The 19,766-nt window shown below is 65.3% G+C and carries 14 protein-coding genes; 8 read left to right on the top strand and 6 right to left on the bottom strand.

The features are described 5' to 3' along the window. The first annotated feature begins 344 nt into the window (after positions 1–344). From M2375_RS08810 to M2375_RS08800, 3 genes are all read left to right on the top strand, one after another. Complete coding sequence (locus M2375_RS08810) at positions 345–3,269, top strand: aconitate hydratase (protein ID WP_404979294.1); 2,925 nt, start codon at positions 345–347, stop codon at positions 3,267–3,269. 111 nt (positions 3,270–3,380) lie between these two features. Next, complete coding sequence (locus tag M2375_RS08805) at positions 3,381–6,278, top strand: bifunctional diguanylate cyclase/phosphodiesterase (RefSeq protein ID WP_259165240.1); 2,898 nt, start codon at positions 3,381–3,383, stop codon at positions 6,276–6,278. A gap of 87 nt (positions 6,279–6,365) precedes the next feature. Next, positions 6,366–7,574, top strand: coding sequence for an FAD-dependent monooxygenase (locus M2375_RS08800; protein WP_259165239.1), 1,209 nt, complete (start codon positions 6,366–6,368; stop codon positions 7,572–7,574). An 11-nt stretch (positions 7,575–7,585) separates the two neighbouring features. Here the strand turns inward: M2375_RS08800 and M2375_RS08795 are convergent, their stop codons facing one another. Next, complete coding sequence (locus M2375_RS08795; RefSeq protein ID WP_259165238.1) at positions 7,586–8,857, bottom strand: MFS transporter; 1,272 nt, start codon at positions 8,855–8,857, stop codon at positions 7,586–7,588. Between the two features lie 182 nt (positions 8,858–9,039). Continuing rightward, positions 9,040–9,900 (bottom strand): tryptophan 2,3-dioxygenase, encoded by an 861-nt coding sequence (gene kynA, locus M2375_RS08790; RefSeq protein WP_259165235.1) that lies wholly within the window; start codon positions 9,898–9,900, stop codon positions 9,040–9,042. Between the two features lie 107 nt (positions 9,901–10,007). Here kynA and ada point away from each other — a divergent pair, with 107 nt between their 5' ends. From ada to M2375_RS08775, 3 genes are all read left to right on the top strand, one after another. Beyond that, positions 10,008–11,198: a bifunctional DNA-binding transcriptional regulator/O6-methylguanine-DNA methyltransferase Ada gene (ada, locus tag M2375_RS08785; protein WP_259165234.1), complete on the top strand. Its 1,191-nt coding sequence runs from the start codon at positions 10,008–10,010 to the stop codon at positions 11,196–11,198. Continuing rightward, positions 11,191–11,997, top strand: a complete 807-nt coding sequence (locus M2375_RS08780) for a 2OG-Fe(II) oxygenase (RefSeq protein WP_259165233.1) — start codon at positions 11,191–11,193, stop codon at positions 11,995–11,997. Before ada ends, M2375_RS08780 begins: the two co-directional genes overlap by 8 nt. Positions 11,998–12,134: 137 nt before the next feature. Then, the gene (locus M2375_RS08775; protein ID WP_259165232.1) at positions 12,135–13,055 is read left to right on the top strand and encodes a 3-methyladenine DNA glycosylase 2; all 921 of its coding nucleotides are present in this window, start codon (positions 12,135–12,137) and stop codon (positions 13,053–13,055) included. A gap of 27 nt (positions 13,056–13,082) precedes the next feature. On the opposite strand, the gene M2375_RS08770 is transcribed toward M2375_RS08775, so the two are convergent. After that, the gene (locus tag M2375_RS08770; RefSeq protein WP_259165231.1) at positions 13,083–14,618 is read right to left on the bottom strand and encodes an MFS transporter; all 1,536 of its coding nucleotides are present in this window, start codon (positions 14,616–14,618) and stop codon (positions 13,083–13,085) included. 104 nt (positions 14,619–14,722) lie between these two features. Between M2375_RS08770 and M2375_RS08765 the strand changes: the two genes are divergently transcribed. Next, entirely contained in the window at positions 14,723–15,631 is a 909-nt protein-coding gene (locus tag M2375_RS08765) for a LysR substrate-binding domain-containing protein (RefSeq protein WP_259165230.1), read from the top strand. Between the two features lie 21 nt (positions 15,632–15,652). Here the strand turns inward: M2375_RS08765 and M2375_RS08760 are convergent, their stop codons facing one another. Continuing rightward, positions 15,653–16,234, bottom strand: coding sequence for an XRE family transcriptional regulator (locus M2375_RS08760; RefSeq protein WP_259165229.1), 582 nt, complete (start codon positions 16,232–16,234; stop codon positions 15,653–15,655). Positions 16,235–16,299: 65 nt separating this feature from the next. Between M2375_RS08760 and M2375_RS08755 the strand changes: the two genes are divergently transcribed. Next, positions 16,300–17,745, top strand: a complete 1,446-nt coding sequence (locus M2375_RS08755; RefSeq protein WP_259165228.1) for an L-lactate permease — start codon at positions 16,300–16,302, stop codon at positions 17,743–17,745. Here M2375_RS08755 and M2375_RS08750 read toward each other — a convergent pair. Together M2375_RS08750 and kynU are read right to left on the bottom strand one after the other, a co-directional pair. Beyond that, positions 17,720–18,421 carry a PolC-type DNA polymerase III gene (locus M2375_RS08750; protein WP_259165227.1) on the bottom strand — a complete coding sequence of 234 codons (702 nt, stop codon included), beginning with the start codon at positions 18,419–18,421 and terminating at the stop codon, positions 17,720–17,722. The two genes, M2375_RS08755 and M2375_RS08750, sit on opposite strands and share 26 nt — an antisense overlap. A gap of 21 nt (positions 18,422–18,442) precedes the next feature. Continuing rightward, positions 18,443–19,759, bottom strand: coding sequence for a kynureninase (kynU, locus tag M2375_RS08745; RefSeq protein ID WP_259165226.1), 1,317 nt, complete (start codon positions 19,757–19,759; stop codon positions 18,443–18,445). Positions 19,760–19,766 lie beyond the last annotated feature (7 nt).

Below are 19,766 nucleotides of genomic sequence, written 5' to 3'. Positions count from 1 at the left end.
CGGTGCACACATAAATCTGTGATCAGTTCTGAGCGCTACTACATGTAATCAAATTCCCATAGCGCCTTGCTATAATTACAATTATTAATTTATAGGCTTATTCATTTTTTGTACGATTTTTAAGGGCCAGGCGACCCATCCATCCCGGCCTGTGGGACGTATTGCGGTGGTCAGGCATTTGCATGGCGGGTATGCGCCCGCTTGGCTGTAAATGCGGCAGGGCCTGCGTACAGCGGCTGCGATGGGGCATCGCTCCGCAGGGCTTAGCCTTTGGATGACATAGGCAAGCCATGACCCGGGAGTAGACTGTTTGCGCAGCATTGCCCCGCAAAACAGGAGTCACGATGAAATCAGGTGTTCATGCGCCCGCGCCACACGCGTTTGCCGCAACCTTCAAATCTCTCACAATCAGCCCCTCCAAGAAGTCTGGCAAAAGCAGCAAGGCGAAGTTTTATTCGCTGCCAGAGCTGGCCAAGCAATTTCCCAATATCCGGCGCCTGCCGATGTCCTTGCGCATTGTGCTGGAGTCGGTTTTGCGCAATTGCGATGGCCAGCGGGTGCTGCCCGAGCACGTGGAGCAGCTGGCGAACTGGAAGCCCCAGGCCGAGCGTACCGAAGAGATTCCCTTTGTCGTAGCACGCGTGGTGCTGCAGGATTTCACCGGCGTTCCCTTGCTTGCCGACCTGGCAGCGATGCGCAGCACGGCCGAGCGCATGGGCAAGAACGCCAGCGCCATTGAGCCGCTGGTGCCGGTCGATCTGGTGGTGGACCACTCGATCATGGTCGATTACTACGGCAGCAAAAATGCGCTGGACCTGAACATGAAGCTGGAGTTCGAGCGCAACAACGAGCGCTACCAGTTCATGAAATGGGGCATGCAGGCCTTTGACACTTTTGGCGTGGTGCCACCGGGGTTTGGCATCGTGCACCAGGTGAACCTGGAGTATTTGGCACGCGGCGTGCACAAGGATAAAAGTGATGTGTACTACCCCGATTCGCTGGTAGGCACTGACAGCCATACGACCATGATCAACGGCGTGGGTGTGGTCGCATGGGGGGTAGGCGGTATCGAGGCGGAGGCGGCCATGCTGGGGCAGCCGGTCTACTTCCTGACACCCGATGTGGTCGGGTTCGAGCTCTCCGGCAGCCTGCGCGAAGGCGTGACCGCCACTGACCTGGTGCTGACGGTGACCGAGATGCTGCGCCGTGAAAAGGTAGTGGGCAAGTTTGTCGAGTTTTTTGGCGAAGGTACGCGCAGCCTGTCGGTACCCGATCGCGCCACCATCGGCAATATGGCCCCCGAGTACGGCGCCACGATGGGCTTTTTCCCGGTGGATGACAAGACCATGGATTATTTCCAGGGCACCGGCCGCAGCAAGACCGAGATTGCCGCCTTTGAGGCCTACTTCAAGGCGCAGGAGCTGTTTGGCGTGCCCAAGGCAGGTGATATCGACTATTCCCAAGTGGTGCGGCTCGATCTGGGCAGTGTGGCGCCCAGCCTGGCGGGGCCCAAGCGGCCCCAAGACCGCATCGAGATCGGCCAGGTGGCTGCCAAGTTCGATGCGCTGTTCAGCGCGCCAGTGTCGCAAAACGGTTTCAACCTGCCGGCAGAGCAGCTGGCTCGGCCCGTCAAGGTGCACATCAATGGCGCTGGCGAGACCGCCGAGCCCTCCACCAAGCCCTTGCCCGCAGGCTCGCCGCGCAATGCGGTGGAGATGGTGGCCAACAAGCCAGCGGTGATCGATGAAGCGGCCAGCTTGCAGGCGGCAGATGCGCATGCCGAGCGCATCGAGGGCCGGGATGTGGATCTGCACAATGGCGATGTGCTGATTGCGGCCATCACCAGTTGCACCAACACCTCCAACCCCAGCGTCATGCTGGCGGCGGGTTTGCTGGCCAAGAAGGCGGTCAAGGCCGGGCTGCGCGTGCAATCCCATATCAAGACATCGCTGGCTCCGGGCTCGCGCCTGGTGACCTTGTATTTGACCGAATCGGGCTTGCTGCCTTATCTGGAGCAGCTGGGCTTCAACATTGCCGGCTATGGCTGCACCACCTGCATCGGCAATGCCGGCGATCTGCTGCCCGAGTTCAACAGCGCCATCCAGCACCATGACCTGGTTTGCGCGGCAGTGCTCTCGGGCAACCGCAACTTCGAGGCGCGCATCCATCCCAATATCCGGGCCAATTTCCTGGCCAGCCCGCCGCTGGTGGTCGCCTACGCGATTGCCGGCAACGTGCGCAAGGATTTGATGACCGAGCCAGTAGGCCAGGGCAAGAACGGCCGCGACATCTACCTGGGCGACATCTGGCCGACCACCGATGAAGTGCAAAAGCTGATGAAATTTGCGATGAACGGCAAGGCCTTCCGCGCGAACTATGAAAAGGTCAGCAGCGAACCGGGCAAGCTGTGGGAGAAGATCAAGGGCGTGACCGGGGCCACCTACACCTGGCCGGAGAGCACCTATATCGCCGAGCCGCCCTTCTTCAAGGACTTCTCCTTGGTGGCACCCGAGCAAGCCGCCAGCAGCCGCGACTACACCGTACGCAAGGCAAGAGTGATGGCATTATTTGGTGATTCAATTACCACCGACCATATCTCGCCTGCGGGCTCGATCAAGGACACCTCGCCCGCCGGGCAATGGCTGCTGGCCAACGGGGTCAAGAAGAGCGACTTCAACAGCTATGGCTCACGCCGCGGCAACCACGAGGTGATGATGCGTGGCACCTTTGCCAATGTGCGCATCAAGAACCTGATGCTGGCAGCCAAGGCCGATGGATCGCGCGAAGAGGGCGGCCTGACCCTGTACCAGAACCCGGGCGACGAGCAGGGCAGCCAGCTCTCCATTTACGATGCCGCCATGCGCTATATGGCAGCGGGCACGGGCACGGTGGTGTTTGCTGGCGAGGAGTACGGCACCGGATCCAGCCGCGACTGGGCGGCCAAGGGCACCCAGTTGCTGGGCATCAAGGCGGTGGTCGCGCGCAGTTTCGAGCGCATTCACCGCTCCAATCTGGTCGGTATGGGCGTTTTGCCACTGCAGTTCAAACAGGGCGAGAGCTGGGAGAGTTTGGGCCTGCGCGGTGACGAGCTGATCGACATCGTGCCCGATCCGTCTTTGGCGCCGCGCAGCAAGGCAAAACTGGTGATCCAGCGGGCTGACGGCAGTGTGACCGAGTCCGAACTTGTGTTGCGTATTGACACGCCTATCGAGGTCGAATATTACAAGGATGGCGGTATACTGCCCTTCGTTTTGCGTCAATTGCTGTAAAGCAACGCAACGCCACAACGGGCCTTGTCTAACGAGGCCCGTTTGCATTTGTTGACCATTACTGGTCAAATAGATGCACGTTGGTTTACTTTTAATTACTTTTAGCCTGACATGGCACAGCCTTACACCCCGTTGTCGCTCAGCCGGCGCATCCACGAGATCCATACCCGGGTCATGTGGTGCTTGCTGGTTGGAGGGGTGGTTCTGGCAGGTTTGGTGGCCGCCGATTCCGATGGCGCGGGCTTTGCCCGGGCCCTGCAGACCTGGATACAGATGCTGCTGCTGCTCGCGGCGCTTGCCACCCTGGGCTGGGGTGGCCGTTTATTGCTGCAGAGTTCGGCAGGCGCGGCCTTTATGGGCCGCCCGCTGTGGGTGTGCAGTGCCATGGTGCTGGGCGGCTTTGCCGTGGTGCTGGCCCTGCCGCTGCGGCTGTCCGAACCCGGCAGCAGGCCTGCGCTTTGGATGGAGCTGGCGGTCAATCTTTTGCTATCAATAACTTTATTGATAGTCTCCATAGACCTCAGGTACTCAGCGCCGTGCAATCGCCAGGGGCTGCAAGATGCGGCACGCCGTTTGTTACACCTGCAAAGCAACGGCGCCATGCTGGCGGCATCGCTGGGCTTGCTGCTTGCCACGGCGCTGGCAGCGCAGCTGCTGGCTGGCTGGGATGGGCTGCGCCGCTATGGTTTGCCGCTGGGCATGCTTGCCTGCTGCGCCTGGGTCGGTCTGCAAAGCCGGCACTTGGCGAGGCATTCCTGCCGCTGGCCGGTGCTGAGTATCGCTGCAGCCCTGGCGGTGGCAGCGCTTGCCGTTCTGGCCGGTGCTGGGAGCCACTGGGCCATGCTGTTGGAGCAGGCAGCCTGGTGCTATGCGCTGTCCGTGGTGGCGCTGGTGCTGGCCATGGCCTCGCTGCGCCATACCTTGGTGGACTGGGCATCGGCCCATCCGGAACGCCTGCAAGGCGCGCAGTGGCTGGAGCAAGCGCCCATCGGTGTGGTGCGGGTCGATGGCTCGGGCTCGATTGTGCATGCCAACCAGACCCAGCTCGACTGGCTGGGCGTGGCCAGCCTGGTGGACCAGCCCTGGACCCAGGCGCTTGCCCCCAATCTGCGTAACCAGGCGCCTGATTGGCTGCAGCGCTTGCGCGCCGGCCAGTCGCTGGCGTTTGAGCAAAGCATGGAAACGCCGCAGGGCCTGCGCCATTTTCAGACCGATATTCTGGTAGCCCCCCAGGGCAGTGATGCGCATGCCTTCATGCTGCTGTCGCACGATGTGTCCATGCAAAAGCTGATGGTCGGGCGGGTGCAGGAGCAGCAGTCGCAACTGGTGTCCCTGGTGAGCGCGATCCCGGATCTGGTGGTGCTCAAAAGTGCCGATGGGCGGTTTTTGCATTGCAACCAGGCCTTTGAGCGGCTGGTGGGGCTGACGCATGCGCAGATCATTGGCCGCACCACCTCGGACCTCAGCTTGCAAGGGTGCATGCCCTCGGACTGGGAGACGGACCTGCGCGCACGCAGCTCGGCCACGCCGGTGGTCTATGAAGAGACGCTGCAGTTTGCCGACAACGGCTACCAGGGCCGGTTTGAGGTCACCAAGTCGGCCATTCGTGCAGCCAATGGCGAAGTCACCGGCCTGCTGTGCATCTGCCGCGATCTGGCCGAGCGCAGCCGGGCGCGCAGGGAGATCGAGCGCCTGGAGTTTTTCGATGTGCTCACTGGCCTGCCCAACCGCCGCATGCTGATGGACCGGCTGGAATGGTCCATCATCGCCTGCCAACAACGGGGCACCTACGCCGCCTTGCTGTTCATCGATCTGGACAACTTCAAGGACCTCAACGATTCGCTGGGCCACCAAAAAGGCGACCGCCTGCTGTGCGAGGTAGGCAAGCGCTTGATTGCCAGCGTGCGCAGCGGCGATGTGGTGGCGCGCTTTGGCGGAGACGAATTTGTCGTGCTGGTGGAGAACCTGGGCGCGGTGCGCGAGCAGGCCGAAAGCCATGTGCGTGCGGTGGTCGAGCATGTGATCACCCGTTTCAAGCAGCCCTTTGTGCTGGACGGTCAGGCCCACCACAGCACGCCCAGCATTGGTGTGACCGTGTTTGGCGACCAGGAATCGCTCAGCGTGCAAGAGCTGCTCAAGCGTGCCGACCTGGCCATGTACGAGGCCAAGTCCGCTGGCCGCAACACCCAGCGTTTCTTCGATCCGCAGATGCAGGCCATGGTCGATGCGCGTGCGAATCTGGAAAACGACCTGCGCCAGGCCATCCATGACGGGGAGCTGCAGGTGTACTACCAACCGGTGATGAACGGCAGCGGCACCCTGATGGGCGCTGAAGCCCTGGTGCGCTGGCGCCACCCGGCACGCGGCCTGGTCATGCCCATCGAGTTCATTGACCTGGCCGAGCAGACGGGGCTGATTGTGGAGCTGGGCAGCTTTGTCATGCGTACCGCTTGCCAGCAGCTGGCCTTGTGGGCATCTAACCCGTCCACCGAGGCGCTGACCATGGCGGTCAATGTCAGCCCCCGGCAGTTTCACAACCAGGGCTTTGTCGATGAGGTGCTGGGCATTGTGGCGCAGACGGGTGCCAACCCCGCGCGCCTGAAGCTGGAGCTGACCGAGAACTTGCTGTTGGGCGATGTCAATGAGACGGTCAGCCGCATGCGCCAGCTCAAGGAGCGGGGCCTGGGCTTCTCGCTGGACGACTTTGGTGTGGGCTACTCGTCCTTGTCCTACCTCAAGCGCCTGCCGCTGGACCAGCTGAAAATCGACCGCAGCTTCGTCAGCGATGTGCTCAGCGATGTGAGCGACGCCGTGATTGTGCGCACCATCTTGGCACTGGCCCAGAGCCTGGAGCTGGAGGTGGTGGCCGAGGGCGTGGAGAACGCCGCGCAGGTCGACTTCCTGGTCAGCAACGGCTGCAAGCGCTTCCAAGGTTTTCACTTTGGCCGCCCGGTGCCGATTGGCGAGTTTGAACGGCAGCACGCCTTGGTCCACTGCCGGCCGGGCTAAAAAGGCTTGGCGCAGGTGGGCCCGCCGCGCACTGGGCTGTTGCGCTAGCGCAGGCAGCTGCTTGCGCATTCTGGGCACAATGGCGCCATGCATGAACAGATTTTGATTGCCGGGGCGGGCATTGGCGGCATGGCCGCTGCGCTGGCCGCCATTCGCGCGGGTACCGAGGTGCGGGTTTTTGAGCGATCCGCCCAGTTCAGCGAAGTCGGCGCCGGCGTGCAGCTGGGCCCCAACGTGGTGCGGCGCCTGCAGGCCTGGGGCTTGCAAAAGCCGCTGCAGGCGGTGGCAGCCTTTCCCCAGGCCCTTGTCTCGCGCAATGCGATGACGGGGCAAGCGCTTGCCCGCTTGGATCTCGGCTTGCATGCCGTGGCCCGCTACGGCGCGGCCTACGCCACCATCCACCGCGCCGATCTGCACCAGCTCCTGCTCGATGCCGTGCGCCCCAGTGCAGACCTGCACCTCAACCTGGACCACCCGGTCGACTACCACGAGGACAACGGCCGCGTCGTTACCATCACCACCAAACAAGGCAAGACGATTGAAGGCGATGCGCTGATCGGTGCCGACGGCATCTGGAGCCGCACCCGGCTGCGCTTGCTCCATGATGCGCCACCGCGCGTCACCGGCCACCTGGCCTACCGGGCGCTGCTGCGGCAAGCCGATTTGCCTGCGGCCCTGCGCACCGACGTGGTCACCGCCTGGATGGGGCCGCGCTTTCATGCGGTGCAGTACCCTGTGCGCGCGGGTGAGATGCAGAACCTGGTGGTGATTGTTGAAGGCCAGGCCCCCGATGACCTGGAGCACTGGGACCATGCGGCCAATGGCGCGGATCTGCAGCGCTGTCTGGCCGGCGCGCACCGCCAGTTGCTGGGCCTGGTGGAGGCGGTCAATGCCGCAGGCGCGGGCTGGCGCTTGTGGCCCCTGGCCGATCGCGCGCCGATGACCGGCCCCCATGAGATGGCGCAAGGCCTGGTGGCCTTGCTGGGCGATGCCGCCCACCCGATGCGGCCATACCTGGCCCAGGGAGCCGGCATGGCGATTGAGGACGCAGCCGAGCTGCAGCGGGCCCTGACCATGCACGACCTGGAGCTGCCACTGCGACTGCGCCGCTATGCCCTCAACCGCTGGCAGCGCAATGCCCGGGTGCAGGCCCGCGCCATTCGCAATGGCGAGATCTTCCATGCGCGCGGCCTGGTGGCCTTGGGGCGCGATACCGCGCTGCGCGCGCTGGGCGCCCGGCTGATGGACGTGCCCTGGCTGTACCGGGGCGATGGCTCATCGGCCTCGGTGCTGTAGCCATCTTCTGGTCAAGGGCTGGCTTGGCTTTTTGGCGCCAGCAGCGGCGATTGCGGCAGAAAGCGAAAGGCCAGGCAACCGATCAGCAGCATGCCCGCGACAAACAGCATTACATACTGGTAGATCTCGCCGCCGTGCTGCTGCGCATACGAGGCGACGATGCCCGAGAGCCACTGCATCAGCGCCACGCCCAGGAACATGGCCATGGTGTAGACCGACAGCGCACGGCCCGTGGTCTCCTTGGGGTAGGAGGAGCGCACATCGGCGTACTGCAGCACCGAGTAGCCCGAAGCCAGGCCCATCAGCATGATCAGCGCGACGGTGGCGGCAGGGTGGTGGACAAAGGCCAGGGCGCAGAAGATGGTGGCCATCACCGCCGCGCCGGCGATGATGCGGCGCCGCCGCAGTGCCGGGCCCGGGTCCAGCCGCCCAAACACCGAGGGCGTGAACAGCGAGATCATCGACACCACCAAGGCCACATTGCCGGTTGCCACCAGCGAGAAGCCGTAGCGGTCGATCAGCATGGGGCTGAGCCACAGCCCCCGCACCGTCAGAAACGAGGCATAGCCGACCATGCCCATGATGGCAATCGCCCAGGTATGGGGCACCAGCAGCAGGCCGCCAAAGCCCTTGACGGCGGTGAGCCAGCTGGGTTTGGGCAGGTCATCACTGGGCAGGTGCGGCTCGTGTACGCGCAGGAAGATGGCCAGCCAAGACAGCGCGCAGAGCACCGCCAACACGCCAAAACCCCAGCGCCAGCCGTAGTGCTGCACCAGCCAAGCCAGCGGCGTGCCGGTAAACAGCAGGCCCAGGCCGCCCACGCCCATGCCGACGCCTGACATGAAGGCAAAACGGTCGCTGGGGAAATGGCGTGCAATAAACATCGTGCAGGCCAAAAACGCGGGTGAGCAACCGATGCCGATCAGCAACTGGCCGAGCATCAGCCCGTGGTAACTGGGCGCCAGCGCCGAGATCAGCGAGCCGGCAATGGCCAGCGGGAAGGCGGTGAGCACGGTCTTGCGCAGGCCATACAGGTCCATGCCCACGCCCATGAACAGCTGCGTGACGCCGAACGACAGCCCAAACAGTCCGGCAAAGGCGCCCAGCGACTCGGCGGACAGCCCAAAATCGGTGCGCAGGCCATCGGCAATGATGGAGGTCACGGTGCGAAAGGCCTGGCTGAGCGAGAACGCCGACAGCAAGGTCAGCAGCATGGCCCAGAGCAGGGTGTACGGGGGCGCCGCAGGGCGCCCGGTGGGGGAGGGTGTAGGTGGGACCGGCATGGCTGGGTGTGCGGGCAACAAGCCAGGGCCAGGTGGTGCAGGTCCTTTTTGTATGCGCCATCGGCCAGCAGGGGCTGGCGCGGCTTGTTATGTGCGATTGCCACTATAGAGGACTATGGCCGGGTTTGCACGGCGCCGTGTCACTTGGGGCAACCCCGCGCAGGCTGACCGGCCACCCTGCCTCAGAGGTTGGTGCGCAGGGTCCAAATCTCGGGGAAGAGCACCACATCGAGCATTTTCTTGAGGTAGCTCACGCCGCCGGTACCACCGGTGCCGCGCTTGAAGCCGATTACGCGCTCGACGGTGGTCAGGTGGCGGAAGCGCCAGAGCCGGAAGGCATCCTCGATATCGGCCAGCTTTTCGCCCAGCTGGTACAGGTCCCAGTACTGGTGCGGGTCGCGGTAGACGGTGATCCAGGCCTGCTTGACGCCTTCGTTCTCGGTGTACGGCTGGGTCCAGTCGCGCTGCAGCGCCTCTGGCGGCACGGCAATGCCTTCGCGGGCCAGCAGCTGCAAGGCAATGTCATACAGCGATGGCGATTCATAGGCCGCCTGCACCTGGGCCAGCAAATCAGGCCGGTGCGCATGGGGCTTGAGCATGGCGGCATTCTTGTTGCCCAGCGAGAACTCGATGCAGCGGTACTGCGCGCTTTGAAAGCCACTGGAGTTGGCCAGGTAGGGGCGCATGGCCGAGTACTCGGGCGGCGTCATCGTCGACAGCACGGTCCAGGCATTGACCAGCTGCTCCATGATGCGCGAGACGCGCGCCAGCATCTTGAAGGCCTCGGGCTTGGTGTTGTCGGCAGCGTTGGCCATGGCCTGCATGGCCGCGTGCAGCTCGTGCAGCATCAGCTTCATCCACAGCTCGCTGGTCTGGTGCTGCACGATGAACAGCATTTCGTCGTGCGCGGGCGATAGCGGGTGCTGGGCGTTCAGGATCTCGTCCAGGTGCAGGTAGTCGCCATAGCTCATGTCTTTGCTGAAATCGAGCTGGGCGCGCTCTTCATGCACAATGGATTCGGGCTTGCTGTTGGTGTCTCGCATGGTGTGTGGGGCAGTGCAAGCGGCGTCAATTGCAGCGCAAGAATGGCACTGCACAACAGGGCCGCAAGGCCTAAAGTGGCTGCATCGATTGTACTGAGGTGATCCGCATGAAACCGTCTGCCCCATCCACACCGCGCTCCTCTTCGGCATCTGCTCCCGCTTCTGCTTCCGGCTCTGCCTTTCGCCCCGCGTCCACGGCAGCCTCCCGGGCGCAGCAAACCCTGGCCGATCCGCGCTGGGCCGAGGTGCAGGCCCGCCATGCGGCAGCAGATGGCCGCTATGTGTATGCGGTGCGCAGCACCGGCGTGTTCTGCCGGCCCTCCTGCAGCTCACGCCTGGCAAAACCTGAAAACGTCAGCTTTTTTGACACGGCAGCGCAGGCCCAGGCCGCCGGCTACCGCGCCTGCAAGCGCTGCCAGCCTGAGGCCGCTGCTAAGCCCGGCCATGCCGCCTTAATGGCCCAGCTCTGCCACTGGATCGCCACGGCCGAAGAAGAGCCCCGCTTGGCCGACCTGGCCGAGCGCGCCGGTATGAGCCCCTTCCATCTGCAACGGGTCTTCAAGGCAGAGGTGGGCGTGTCGCCCAAGGCCTATGCCAAGGCCCAGCGCCGCCAGCGCCTGCAAACAGCGCTGGGCGATGCGCAAGAGGCCCCCCGCGTGATCGATGCCATCTTTGATGCCGGCTTTGCCAGCACTGCGCAGCTCTACCGCGACAGCCAGGCCGTGCTGGGTATGACCCCGCGCCAGTACCGCAAGGGGGGCGCGGCGCAACAGATCCGCTTTGGCGTGGCCGAATGCAGCCTGGGGCCCATCTTGGTAGCCGCCACTGCGCAGGGCATTTGTGCCATCTTGCTGGGCGACGATGCCGATGCCCTGGTGCAAGACCTGCAGCAGCGCTTTCCCCAGGCGCAATTGGCCGGCGGCGATGCCGACTTTGAACGCTGGATGGCCCAGGTCATCGGCTTTGTCGACGAGCCCACGCGGGGCCTGGCGCTGCCGCTGGATGTGCGGGGCACCGCCTTCCAGCAGCAGGTGTGGCAGGCGCTGCGGATGATTCCGGTGGGCAGCACCGTCAGCTACAGCGAGCTGGCGCGCAAGCTGGGCATGCCCCAGGCCAGCCGCGCTGTGGCCGGTGCCTGCGCGGCCAATGCGATTGCGGTGGCCATTCCCTGCCACCGGGTGGTGCGCAATGACGGCGGCATCTCCGGCTACCGCTGGGGCGTGGACCGCAAACGCGCGCTGCTGCAGCATGAGGCCGAACTGGTTCCAACTGCCCAGCGGGTAGCCCAGCATGCTTAAGCGCGCGCCCAGGGCAGAACAAGGCAGCTTGCCGCTGGAGGACGCGCTTGGCGACCCCGCTGCCCACGCGGTGGCGGCTGGCCTGGCTGGCGAGGGCAGCGAGGCACTGCAAGGCTATGACTGGGCTGCCGTTGGCAGGCAGGTCGACGCCCAAGGCTGGGGCCTGCTGCCGGGTTTGCTGGATGCAGCGCAATGCGCACAGATGGCCGCCCTGTATGACGAGGCCGCGCATTTTCGCAGCCGCATCCACATGCAGCGCCATGCCTTTGGCTGGGGCGAGTACCAGTACTTTGCCTATCCGCTGCCACCGCTGCTGCAGGCGTTGCGCGCTGGGCTCTACGCCCGGCTGCAGCCGCTGGCTGAGCACTGGTGCGGGCTGCTGCAAGCGCCTGCCTCGCCCTGGCCCGCCAGCCATGCTGCCTTGCTGGCCCAGTGCCATGCCGCCGGCCAGCTGCGGCCCACGCCGCTGCTGCTGCGCTATGGCGCTCAGGATTACAACTGCCTGCACCAGGACCTGTATGGCGCGCTGGTGTTTCCGCTGCAGGTGATCGTGCTGCTGTCACAGCCAGGGGAGGATTTTGACGGCGGTGAACTGGTGCTGACCGAGCAGCGCCCCCGCATGCAGTCGCGCGTGCAGGTGCTGCCGCTTAAGCGCGGCGACGCGGCCATCATTGCGGTGCGCGAGCGGCCGGTGCAGGGCACGCGCGGCAGCTACCGGGTGCAGCACCGGCATGGGGTGTCCACCGTGCTGCGGGGCGCGCGCCATACGCTGGGGATTGTTTTCCACGATGCGGAATAAGCGCTGTGGCAAGCATGCGTTTGGCGCAGTCCCGTCTATGGTTTTTGCTATTAAAACAATAGTGACTCTGCGCAGGTCAGCCCATCCTCTATAGTGTTCGGTCCGGCCGCCTGTTGCGGCTTTTCCTGTCTTCATCCATGCCCCTGGTTCTGACCACCCAAGTCGCCCTGCCTGCCAACTACCGCCCGCAGGACATGCTGGCCCTGCACGCCCGCGATGCCCTGCAGGCCTCCGAGAAGGTGGAGGGCATGCGCGTGAGCAAGGGCTTGACCTGGCAAGGCCAGCCGGCGCTGCTGGAGCTGGAGATCGGGGATGGAACAGCCCAAGCCGTCGCCCGCCTTGCGGTGGATGGGCAGCCCCAGACCCGCAGCGACCCGCCTGACCTGCATGCCATGGTGGCGCGCATGCTGGGCCTGGGTGAGGGGGCCGATCAGCTGGCGTTGCAGCACGCCCAGCACCCGGTGCTGGGCCCCTTGCTGCGCCACCAAGCCGGTCTGCGCGTGCCCGCCAGCAGCAGCCCTTTTGAGGCCTTGGTCTGGGCCATTACAGGCCAGCAGATCAGCGTGGCCGCCGCCATTGCGCTGCGCCGGCGTTTGATTGCGACCGTTGCCGTGCAGCACAGCAGCGGCATGCTCTGCCACCCCGATGCCGCCGCGCTGGCGGCGCTGACGCCCGAGCAGCTGCGTGCGGCGGGCTTCTCGGTCAGCAAGATCGCCACCTTGGAGCGGGTTTGCGCGGCGGTGCTGGACGGCAGCCTGCCGCTGGATACCTGGGCCGCACAGCCCTTGCAGGCGCAAGCGGCCCAAGCGATTGAAGCTGCGCTGCTGGCCATCAAGGGCATTGGCCCCTGGACCGTGCACTACGCCTTGCTGCGTGGCTTTGGCTGGCTGGACGGCAGCCTGCACGGCGATGTGGCGGTGCGCAATGCGCTGGCCCGTTTGTTGGATGTGCCCAGCGTCTCGCAGCGCGAGACCGAGCAGTGGCTGGGCGCGTTTTCTCCGTGGCGGGCCCTGGTGGCGGCCCACCTCTGGGCCAGCCTGTCGGCCAAAAGCTACTGATGCCTGTTTGTGCTTTCACCTGCGCTGTTAGGCCACGGTGACCGTGGCCGGCTCTGCGTTATCGCCAGCCGGGCGCAGCAGGCCGATGACCACCAAGGCAGACACGGTAGCGATAGCGGCCAGCACATGCAATAGCTGCGCAAAGGCTTGGCCATAGGCTTTTTGCAAGTCGAGCGCGCCTGCAGCTTCGGGCTGGGCCGGCAACAGCGCCAGGGCCTGGCGCAACTCGCCCATCGCCAGTTGCTGGGCAGCGGTTTGCAGGCTGGCCACGTCCAGTGATGCCGGCAGATGCGGGGTGATAAAGCCAGCCAGCAGGGCCGTCACCATCGCCAGTGCAATGCCTTCGCCAGCCACCCGCACGGTGCTGAAAATGCCGGTGGCCATGCCGGCACGCTCCTTGGGCACCAGGCTGACTGACAGCCCATCCATCAAGCCCCAGGGCAGGCCTGCACCGCTGCCGATCAGCAGCAGGGGCAGCACACGCGCCATGCCCTCGGCCTCCACGGGGATTTTTGCCAGCCACACCAGGCCCGCAGCGGCCAGCAGCAGGCCGGCGGCCGCAATAGGGCCGGCGCTGAACCAGCGCGTCAGCCAGGCAGCGGCCAGGGGCACCACCAGCATGGGGGCGGACAGCGCCAGCATCCACCCGCCCGCTGCTACCTCGCTGTAGCCGCCAATGCCGATCAGTTGCAGCGGCAGCAACACCAGCAGCACCACATAGCAGTAGCAGGTGGCGATAGGCAGCACCTGCACGCCGATAAAGCGCGGGTAGCGGAAGAGGCTCAAGTCCAGCATGGGCCGCGCCACCCGCCGCTCCACCACGATGAACAGCAGCATGGCAAGCACAGACGCCAGCAGCAGCACGATGACCAGCGGGCTGTGCCAGCCCAGCGCGGCTGCCTGCACCATGCCCAGGGTCAGCAAGGCCAGCATGCTGGTGAACAGCAGCGCACCCGGCCAGTCCAGGCCCTGGGCTTGCGGGTCACGCGACTCACGCATGGCCCAGATACCCACCAGCAAGGCCGCCAGACCCAGGGCGGTGCACAGCGCAAAACCGGCACGCCATCCCGCTTGCTCGATCAGCCAGCCAGTCAGCAAGGGGCCAAAGGCCAGGCCAGTGCCAAAGGTGGTGCCCAGTAGGCTGAAGGCCTGGGCGCGCTGCGCTGGCGCAAACTCTTGTGCCAGCGCAGCGGTGCCGCCGGCCAAGGTAGCGGCAGCGGCCACGCCCTGCAGCGCGCGCAGCAGATCGATCTGCCACACCGTTTGTGCCAGGCTGAGCGCCACACCGGCCCCGCAGAATGTAGACAGGCCCAGCAAAAACAGCCGCTTGCGCCCCCACTGGTCGGCCAGTGCGCCGGCCGCCATCAGGCAACTGCCAAAACCCAGCATGAAGGCATTGGTGATCCAGCCCAGGCTGGTGGCACTGCCGCCCAGCGCGCGGCCAATGGCCGGCGTGGCGACGGCACCGCCCGAAAAACTCAGCGGCAGCACCAGGGCTGCCAGACAGACGGAGGCCAAAACCATCCAGGGCCCGCGCCAGGCGGCGGGTAAAACGCGATGCATAAGCAACTCCTTCGACAACAGCCTGGAGCTTAATGAGGAATAACAAGCCAATAAACAGGCGCTACGTTGTTTGATTAACAACCAAAACTCCGTAATATGCCGGCATGGACAACCTGAACCACATTGCCGCTTTTGTGCAGGCGGCTGAGCGCCGCAGCTTTGTAGCCGCTGCCCGGGCCTTGGGTATTTCAGCATCGGCCGTGGGCAAAAGCGTGGCCAAGCTGGAGGCCCAACTGGGCACGCAGCTGCTGGTGCGCACCACACGGCGGGTGTCGCTGTCGCACGAGGGCGAGCTGATGTACACGCACTGGCGCCGCATCCTTGATGACCTGCAGGATGCGCAGGCGCTGCTGTCGAACACCCAAAGCAGCCCCCGGGGCCTGCTGCGCATTGGGCTGCCCACCATTGGCTACCGCTTTTTGCTGCCGGTGATTCCAGACTTCCGCGCGCGCTACCCGGACATTGAGCTGGACCTGGACTTCAACGACCGGCTGGTGGATGTGGTTGAGGCGCGGCTGGATGCGGTGATCCGCAGCGGGGTGCTGGCCGACTCCAGCCTCACGGCCCGGCGCCTGGGCCAGTTTCGCTTTGTGCTGTGCGCCTCACCGGCTTATCTTGCGCGGCGTGGCCGGCCCCAGCAGCCCACAGAGCTGGCTGCGCATGACTGCCTGCGTTTTCGCTTTCCCACCTCGGGCAAGCTGCAACCCTGGCAGATGGGCGGCGATAAGGCCGAGGCCGCGCAGGATGCCGCTGCCCACCCGCCGGCGCTGACCTGCAACAACATGGAGGCCTTGCGCGGCGCGGCGATCGGGGGCCTGGGCATTGCCTATATGCCCGATTTTCTGGCCCGCGAAGCGCTGGCAGATGGCAGCCTGCAGACGGTGCTCGATACGTTTCTGACCCATACGGGCCAGTTCAGCATTCTCTGGCCCTCGGGCCGGCTGATGTCGCCGCGCCTGCGCGTGTTTGTGGATTTTGTGGCGGAGCGCCTGTTCCAGCCAGCGCCGCAGTGAAGGCGCGGTGCCCGGTGGGCGTCAAGCGCGGTGGGCAGGTGCGGCCACCAGCAGGATAAAGCGGGCCACGCCACGGCCTTCATTGGCAAAGTGGTGCTCGGTGTCCATCGCCAGCTGCGCGCTGTCGCCCGCCTGCAGCAGCACCGAATCGGCACCGGTCCAGACCCGCAAGCTACCGCTTTCCACATAAAACACCTCGCGCGTGCCCGGGCGGTGCGGGGCGAAGTGGCTGGATGTCTGGCCGGGTGGCACCTCGTAGTGCAGCAGCTCCAGCCCCGGCAAGGGGCGGGCCAGCGCCAAGCGCACGATGCCGGTGTCTTCATGCACAAAGCGCGCGTGCTCACCCTTGCGGCTGATCTGCGCAGCAGCGGGGCTTTGCACCAGATCACTCAGCTCGCAACCCAGACCGCGCGCAATGGCCATGGCGTTGCGCAGGCTCACGCTGAGCAGGCCCCGTTCCACCCGCGACAGCGCCCCCGATGTGACACCGCTGGCCTGGGCCAACTGGTCCAGGGTGATGGCCAGTTGCGCACGGCGGGCACGCACGGCCAGGCCGAACTGCAGATCGGATTCGGCGCTGGGAGAGAGATTTTCAGTCGACATGGATTGACAAATTTCCTGTAGGAAATATTATTTACCTATACGCAATTTTAACAAGAGCTCTTCCAATGTACCTGTTATTGAGTGCTTCGCCGGTCCTCGCCGTCATCGGAGGGCTGTTGCTGGGGCTGTGCTCGCTGTATGCAGCGCTGCTGGGTGTGCTGCTGGCGCTGGCTGCTTGCCTGCTGGCTTTTCCGATGACAGCGCAAGCGGCACTGCAGGCCGTGGCCGGCTGGATGCCGGTGCTGGTCGAGGTGCTGATGATCGTCGGCGGCGGCCTGCTGCTGTCCGAAGTGCTGCGCGCTGCTGGTGCGCAAAAGGCCTTGGCCCAATGGGTGATGGGCCGCACCGGCAAAGGGGTGGGCGCGGTGCTGCTGGTGGTGCATGGGGTGACCCCCTTTGCAGAATCGCTGACCGGCTTTGGCATTGGCATCACCATCGGCATTCCGCTGCTGGCGCACAGCGGTTTGCCCGCCCGCAAGATCGCGCTGATTGGCCTGCTGGGCCTGTGCGCTGTGCCTTGGGGCTCGATGGGGCCGGGCACCTTGATTGCAGCCACTATGTCGGGGCTGACATTTGATGCGCTGGGCGTGGCCTCAGCGGCAGTGAGCGTGATCCCCATGGTGGTAGTGGGTGTGGCCGCCGCCTGGCTGGCCAGCGCGCCAGGCCAGCGTGGGGCGGCGGTGCTGCAGGGCGCGCTGTCAGGCCTGCTGCTGGCGGCGGCGATTGGCGTGAGCAATGTGCTGGCCGGCACATCGGCGGCCGGGGCCTTGGGCGCTTTGCTGATGACCGTTTTATGGCTGTGGCTGGGCCGGCGGGGCGCGGCAGCTTCAGCTGACAAAGCCGCTGCGCCGCTCGGCCCCCTGGGCTGGCGCGCGCTGGCTGCCTATGGCTTGCTGCTGCTGGGCGTGCTGGTGGCAGGCGCTGTGGTGCGGGCGCTGCAAGGGGCGGGTGCCTGGCATCTGCTGGCATCACCAGCCGTGTGGCTGTTTGTGGCGGCGGCCTGGTTTGCGCGCGGCCTGCCAGCGGGCAGCAGCCTGCAGCGGGTGTGGCAATCCTGGCGCCAGGTGGCGCCAGTCACAGGGCTGTTCATCGTGCTGGGTGTGGTGATGGCGGTATCGGGCATGGCCGCGCAGCTGGCCCATGCCTTGGCGCAAGGTGGCAGCGCCTATGTGTTTGCGGCGCCGTTTGTGGGGGCCTTGGGGGGCTTTGTGACGGGCTCCAACACGGGCGCCAATGCGATGTTTGCCGCGACGCAAGCCGAGATTGCGCAGGCGCTGGGGGTGGCGGTGCTGCCGTTCATGGCGGTCCACAATGTCAGCGCGGCGCTGCTGCTGATGGCATCGCCGGGCAAGGTGGAAATGGCCTGCCAGCTGGTGCCCGGGGAGGTGCCTGGCACCGCGCAGGCCGAGCGCGCTTGGGTGCAAGCCCGCGTGCTGCAGATTACCGGGTTGGCGGTGCTGCTGATGGCCTTGCTGAACGTGGTGCTCAGCGCTGTGCTGGTGCAGCCTTAGCCATCAGTGTGGCCGCCAGCTCGGGCAACTGCGGCTGGGTTTGCCGGGCCGACGTGCTGCTGAACCAGCGGCCCAGGTGCTTGCGCTGGCAGACCTGCAGCTCACTCAGCAGTGCGTGGCTAGGTTCGGGTATGTGCCAGCGGCTACGCAGATCGGCCTGCATGCGCAGCAGCAAATGGGCGGTCATCTCGGCATCGGCCAGCGCCCGGTGGGCCTTGTCGGCCGGCGGCAGTTGCAGGTGGCGCACGATCTTGCCCAGCGAGTGGCTGGGCGCCTCGGGGTAGAGGCGGCGCGACAGCAAGACCGTGCAGGCAAACAGGCTGCCGACCGGCGCGGCTGCGGCTGAAGCGATGCAGCCTGCGCGCTCCAGCTCATCGCGCCAGAACTTGCTGTCAAACGAGGCGTTGTGCGCCACCAGGGGCGCGTTGCCGACAAAATCAGCCGCCTCGCGCATGACCTGCTCGGCCGGCGCCGCCGCCTGCAGCATGGCCGTGGTGATGCCCGTCAGCTGCGTGATAAAGCTGGGCATGCGCTGGCCGGCATTCATCAGGTTCTGGTAGCGGTCGACAATGCGGCCGTTCTCAATCAGGACGATGCCGACTTCGGCCGCACGCGCGCCATGCGCCGGGCTCATGCCGGTGGTTTCAAAGTCGAGAATGGCGATGCGTTCAGACATAGGCGGGTGTTGGCTGGGCAATCAGGTCACCGCGTTGATGCGGTTGAACTCGGGCTTTTGCCATTCGCCCGATTCCAGCACCTGGCGCAGGTGCTCGACCGCGTTCCACACGTCTTCAAAGCGGGTGTAAAGGGGGGTGAAGCCAAAGCGCAGGATGTCCTTGTGCGGGCCGTTGCCGCCATCGCCCTTGCGGAAATCACCGATCACACCACGGGCAATCAGGGCCTGCATGATGGCGTAGGCACCGCTGCCCTGGCCGCCCACGCCGGCGCCATCGTCGCGTGTCAGGCAGACCTGCGAGCCGCGCGCAAAGATATCGCGCGGGGTGGCCAGGCCCAGGCCGTAGCCGGCGCAGCGGGTTTCGACCAACTCGATGAACAGGTCGGTCAGCGCCACGGACTTGCGGCGCAGCGCCACCATGCCGCCGTATTTTTCAGCCTCGGTAAAGATGTCCAGGCCGCACTGCAGTGCCGACAGCGCAATCATCGGCTGGGTGCCGCACATGTAGCGGCGGATGCCGGCGGCGGGCTGGTAGTCGCTGGTAAACGCAAACTGCTCGGCATGGCCAAACCAGCCCGACAGCGGCTGCCAGAACTTGTCGGTATGGCGCGCATGCACCCAGACAAAGGCGGGGGCGCCCGGGCCGCCGTTGAGGTATTTGTAGCTGCAGCCCACGGCGTAGTCGGCGTTGGCGGCGTTCAGGTCCACCGGCACGGCGCCGGCCGCATGGGCCAGGTCCCAGACGGTCAGCACGCCCTGGGCATGGGCGTCGCGCGTGACCTGGGCCATGTCGTGCATATGGCCGGTGCGGTAGTTCACATGGCTGAGCAGCAGCACGGCGACGTCGGTGCTCAGGCAGGCGGGCAGCTCTTCGGGCTCGATCAGCACCAGCTCCAGCTTGTGCTGCTTGCAAAGCGATTCGGCAATGTACAGATCGGTAGGGAAGTTGCTGCGTTCGCTGATGACCTTGGTGCGTGGCGCCGGATCGGAAAACTCCTGCTGCGACAGGCGGATGGCCGCGCTCAGCACCTTGTAGAGGTTGACCGAGGTGGTGTCGGTGAACACGACCTCGCCGGGCTTGGCCCCTATCCAGGGCGCAAACTGGTCGCCCAGGCGCTGGGGCAGGTCAATCCAGCCGGCATCGTTCCAGCTGCGGATGAGGCCCTGGCCCCATTCACGCTGCACCACATCGGCCACGCGTGCCGCCGTGGCCTTGGGCAGCGGGCCCAGCGAGTTGCCGTCCAGGTAGATCACGCCGTCGGGCAGATCGAACCGTTGGCGCAGCGGTGCCAAGGGCTCTTGCAGGTCAACGTCGCGGCAGGCTTCCAAGGTGGTCATGGCAATG

Source organism: Comamonas sp. BIGb0152, from assembly GCF_024809975.1.
Taxonomy (GTDB): Bacteria; Pseudomonadota; Gammaproteobacteria; order Burkholderiales; family Burkholderiaceae_C; genus Comamonas.
This window is presented reverse-complemented; position numbering and strand designations above follow the sequence as displayed.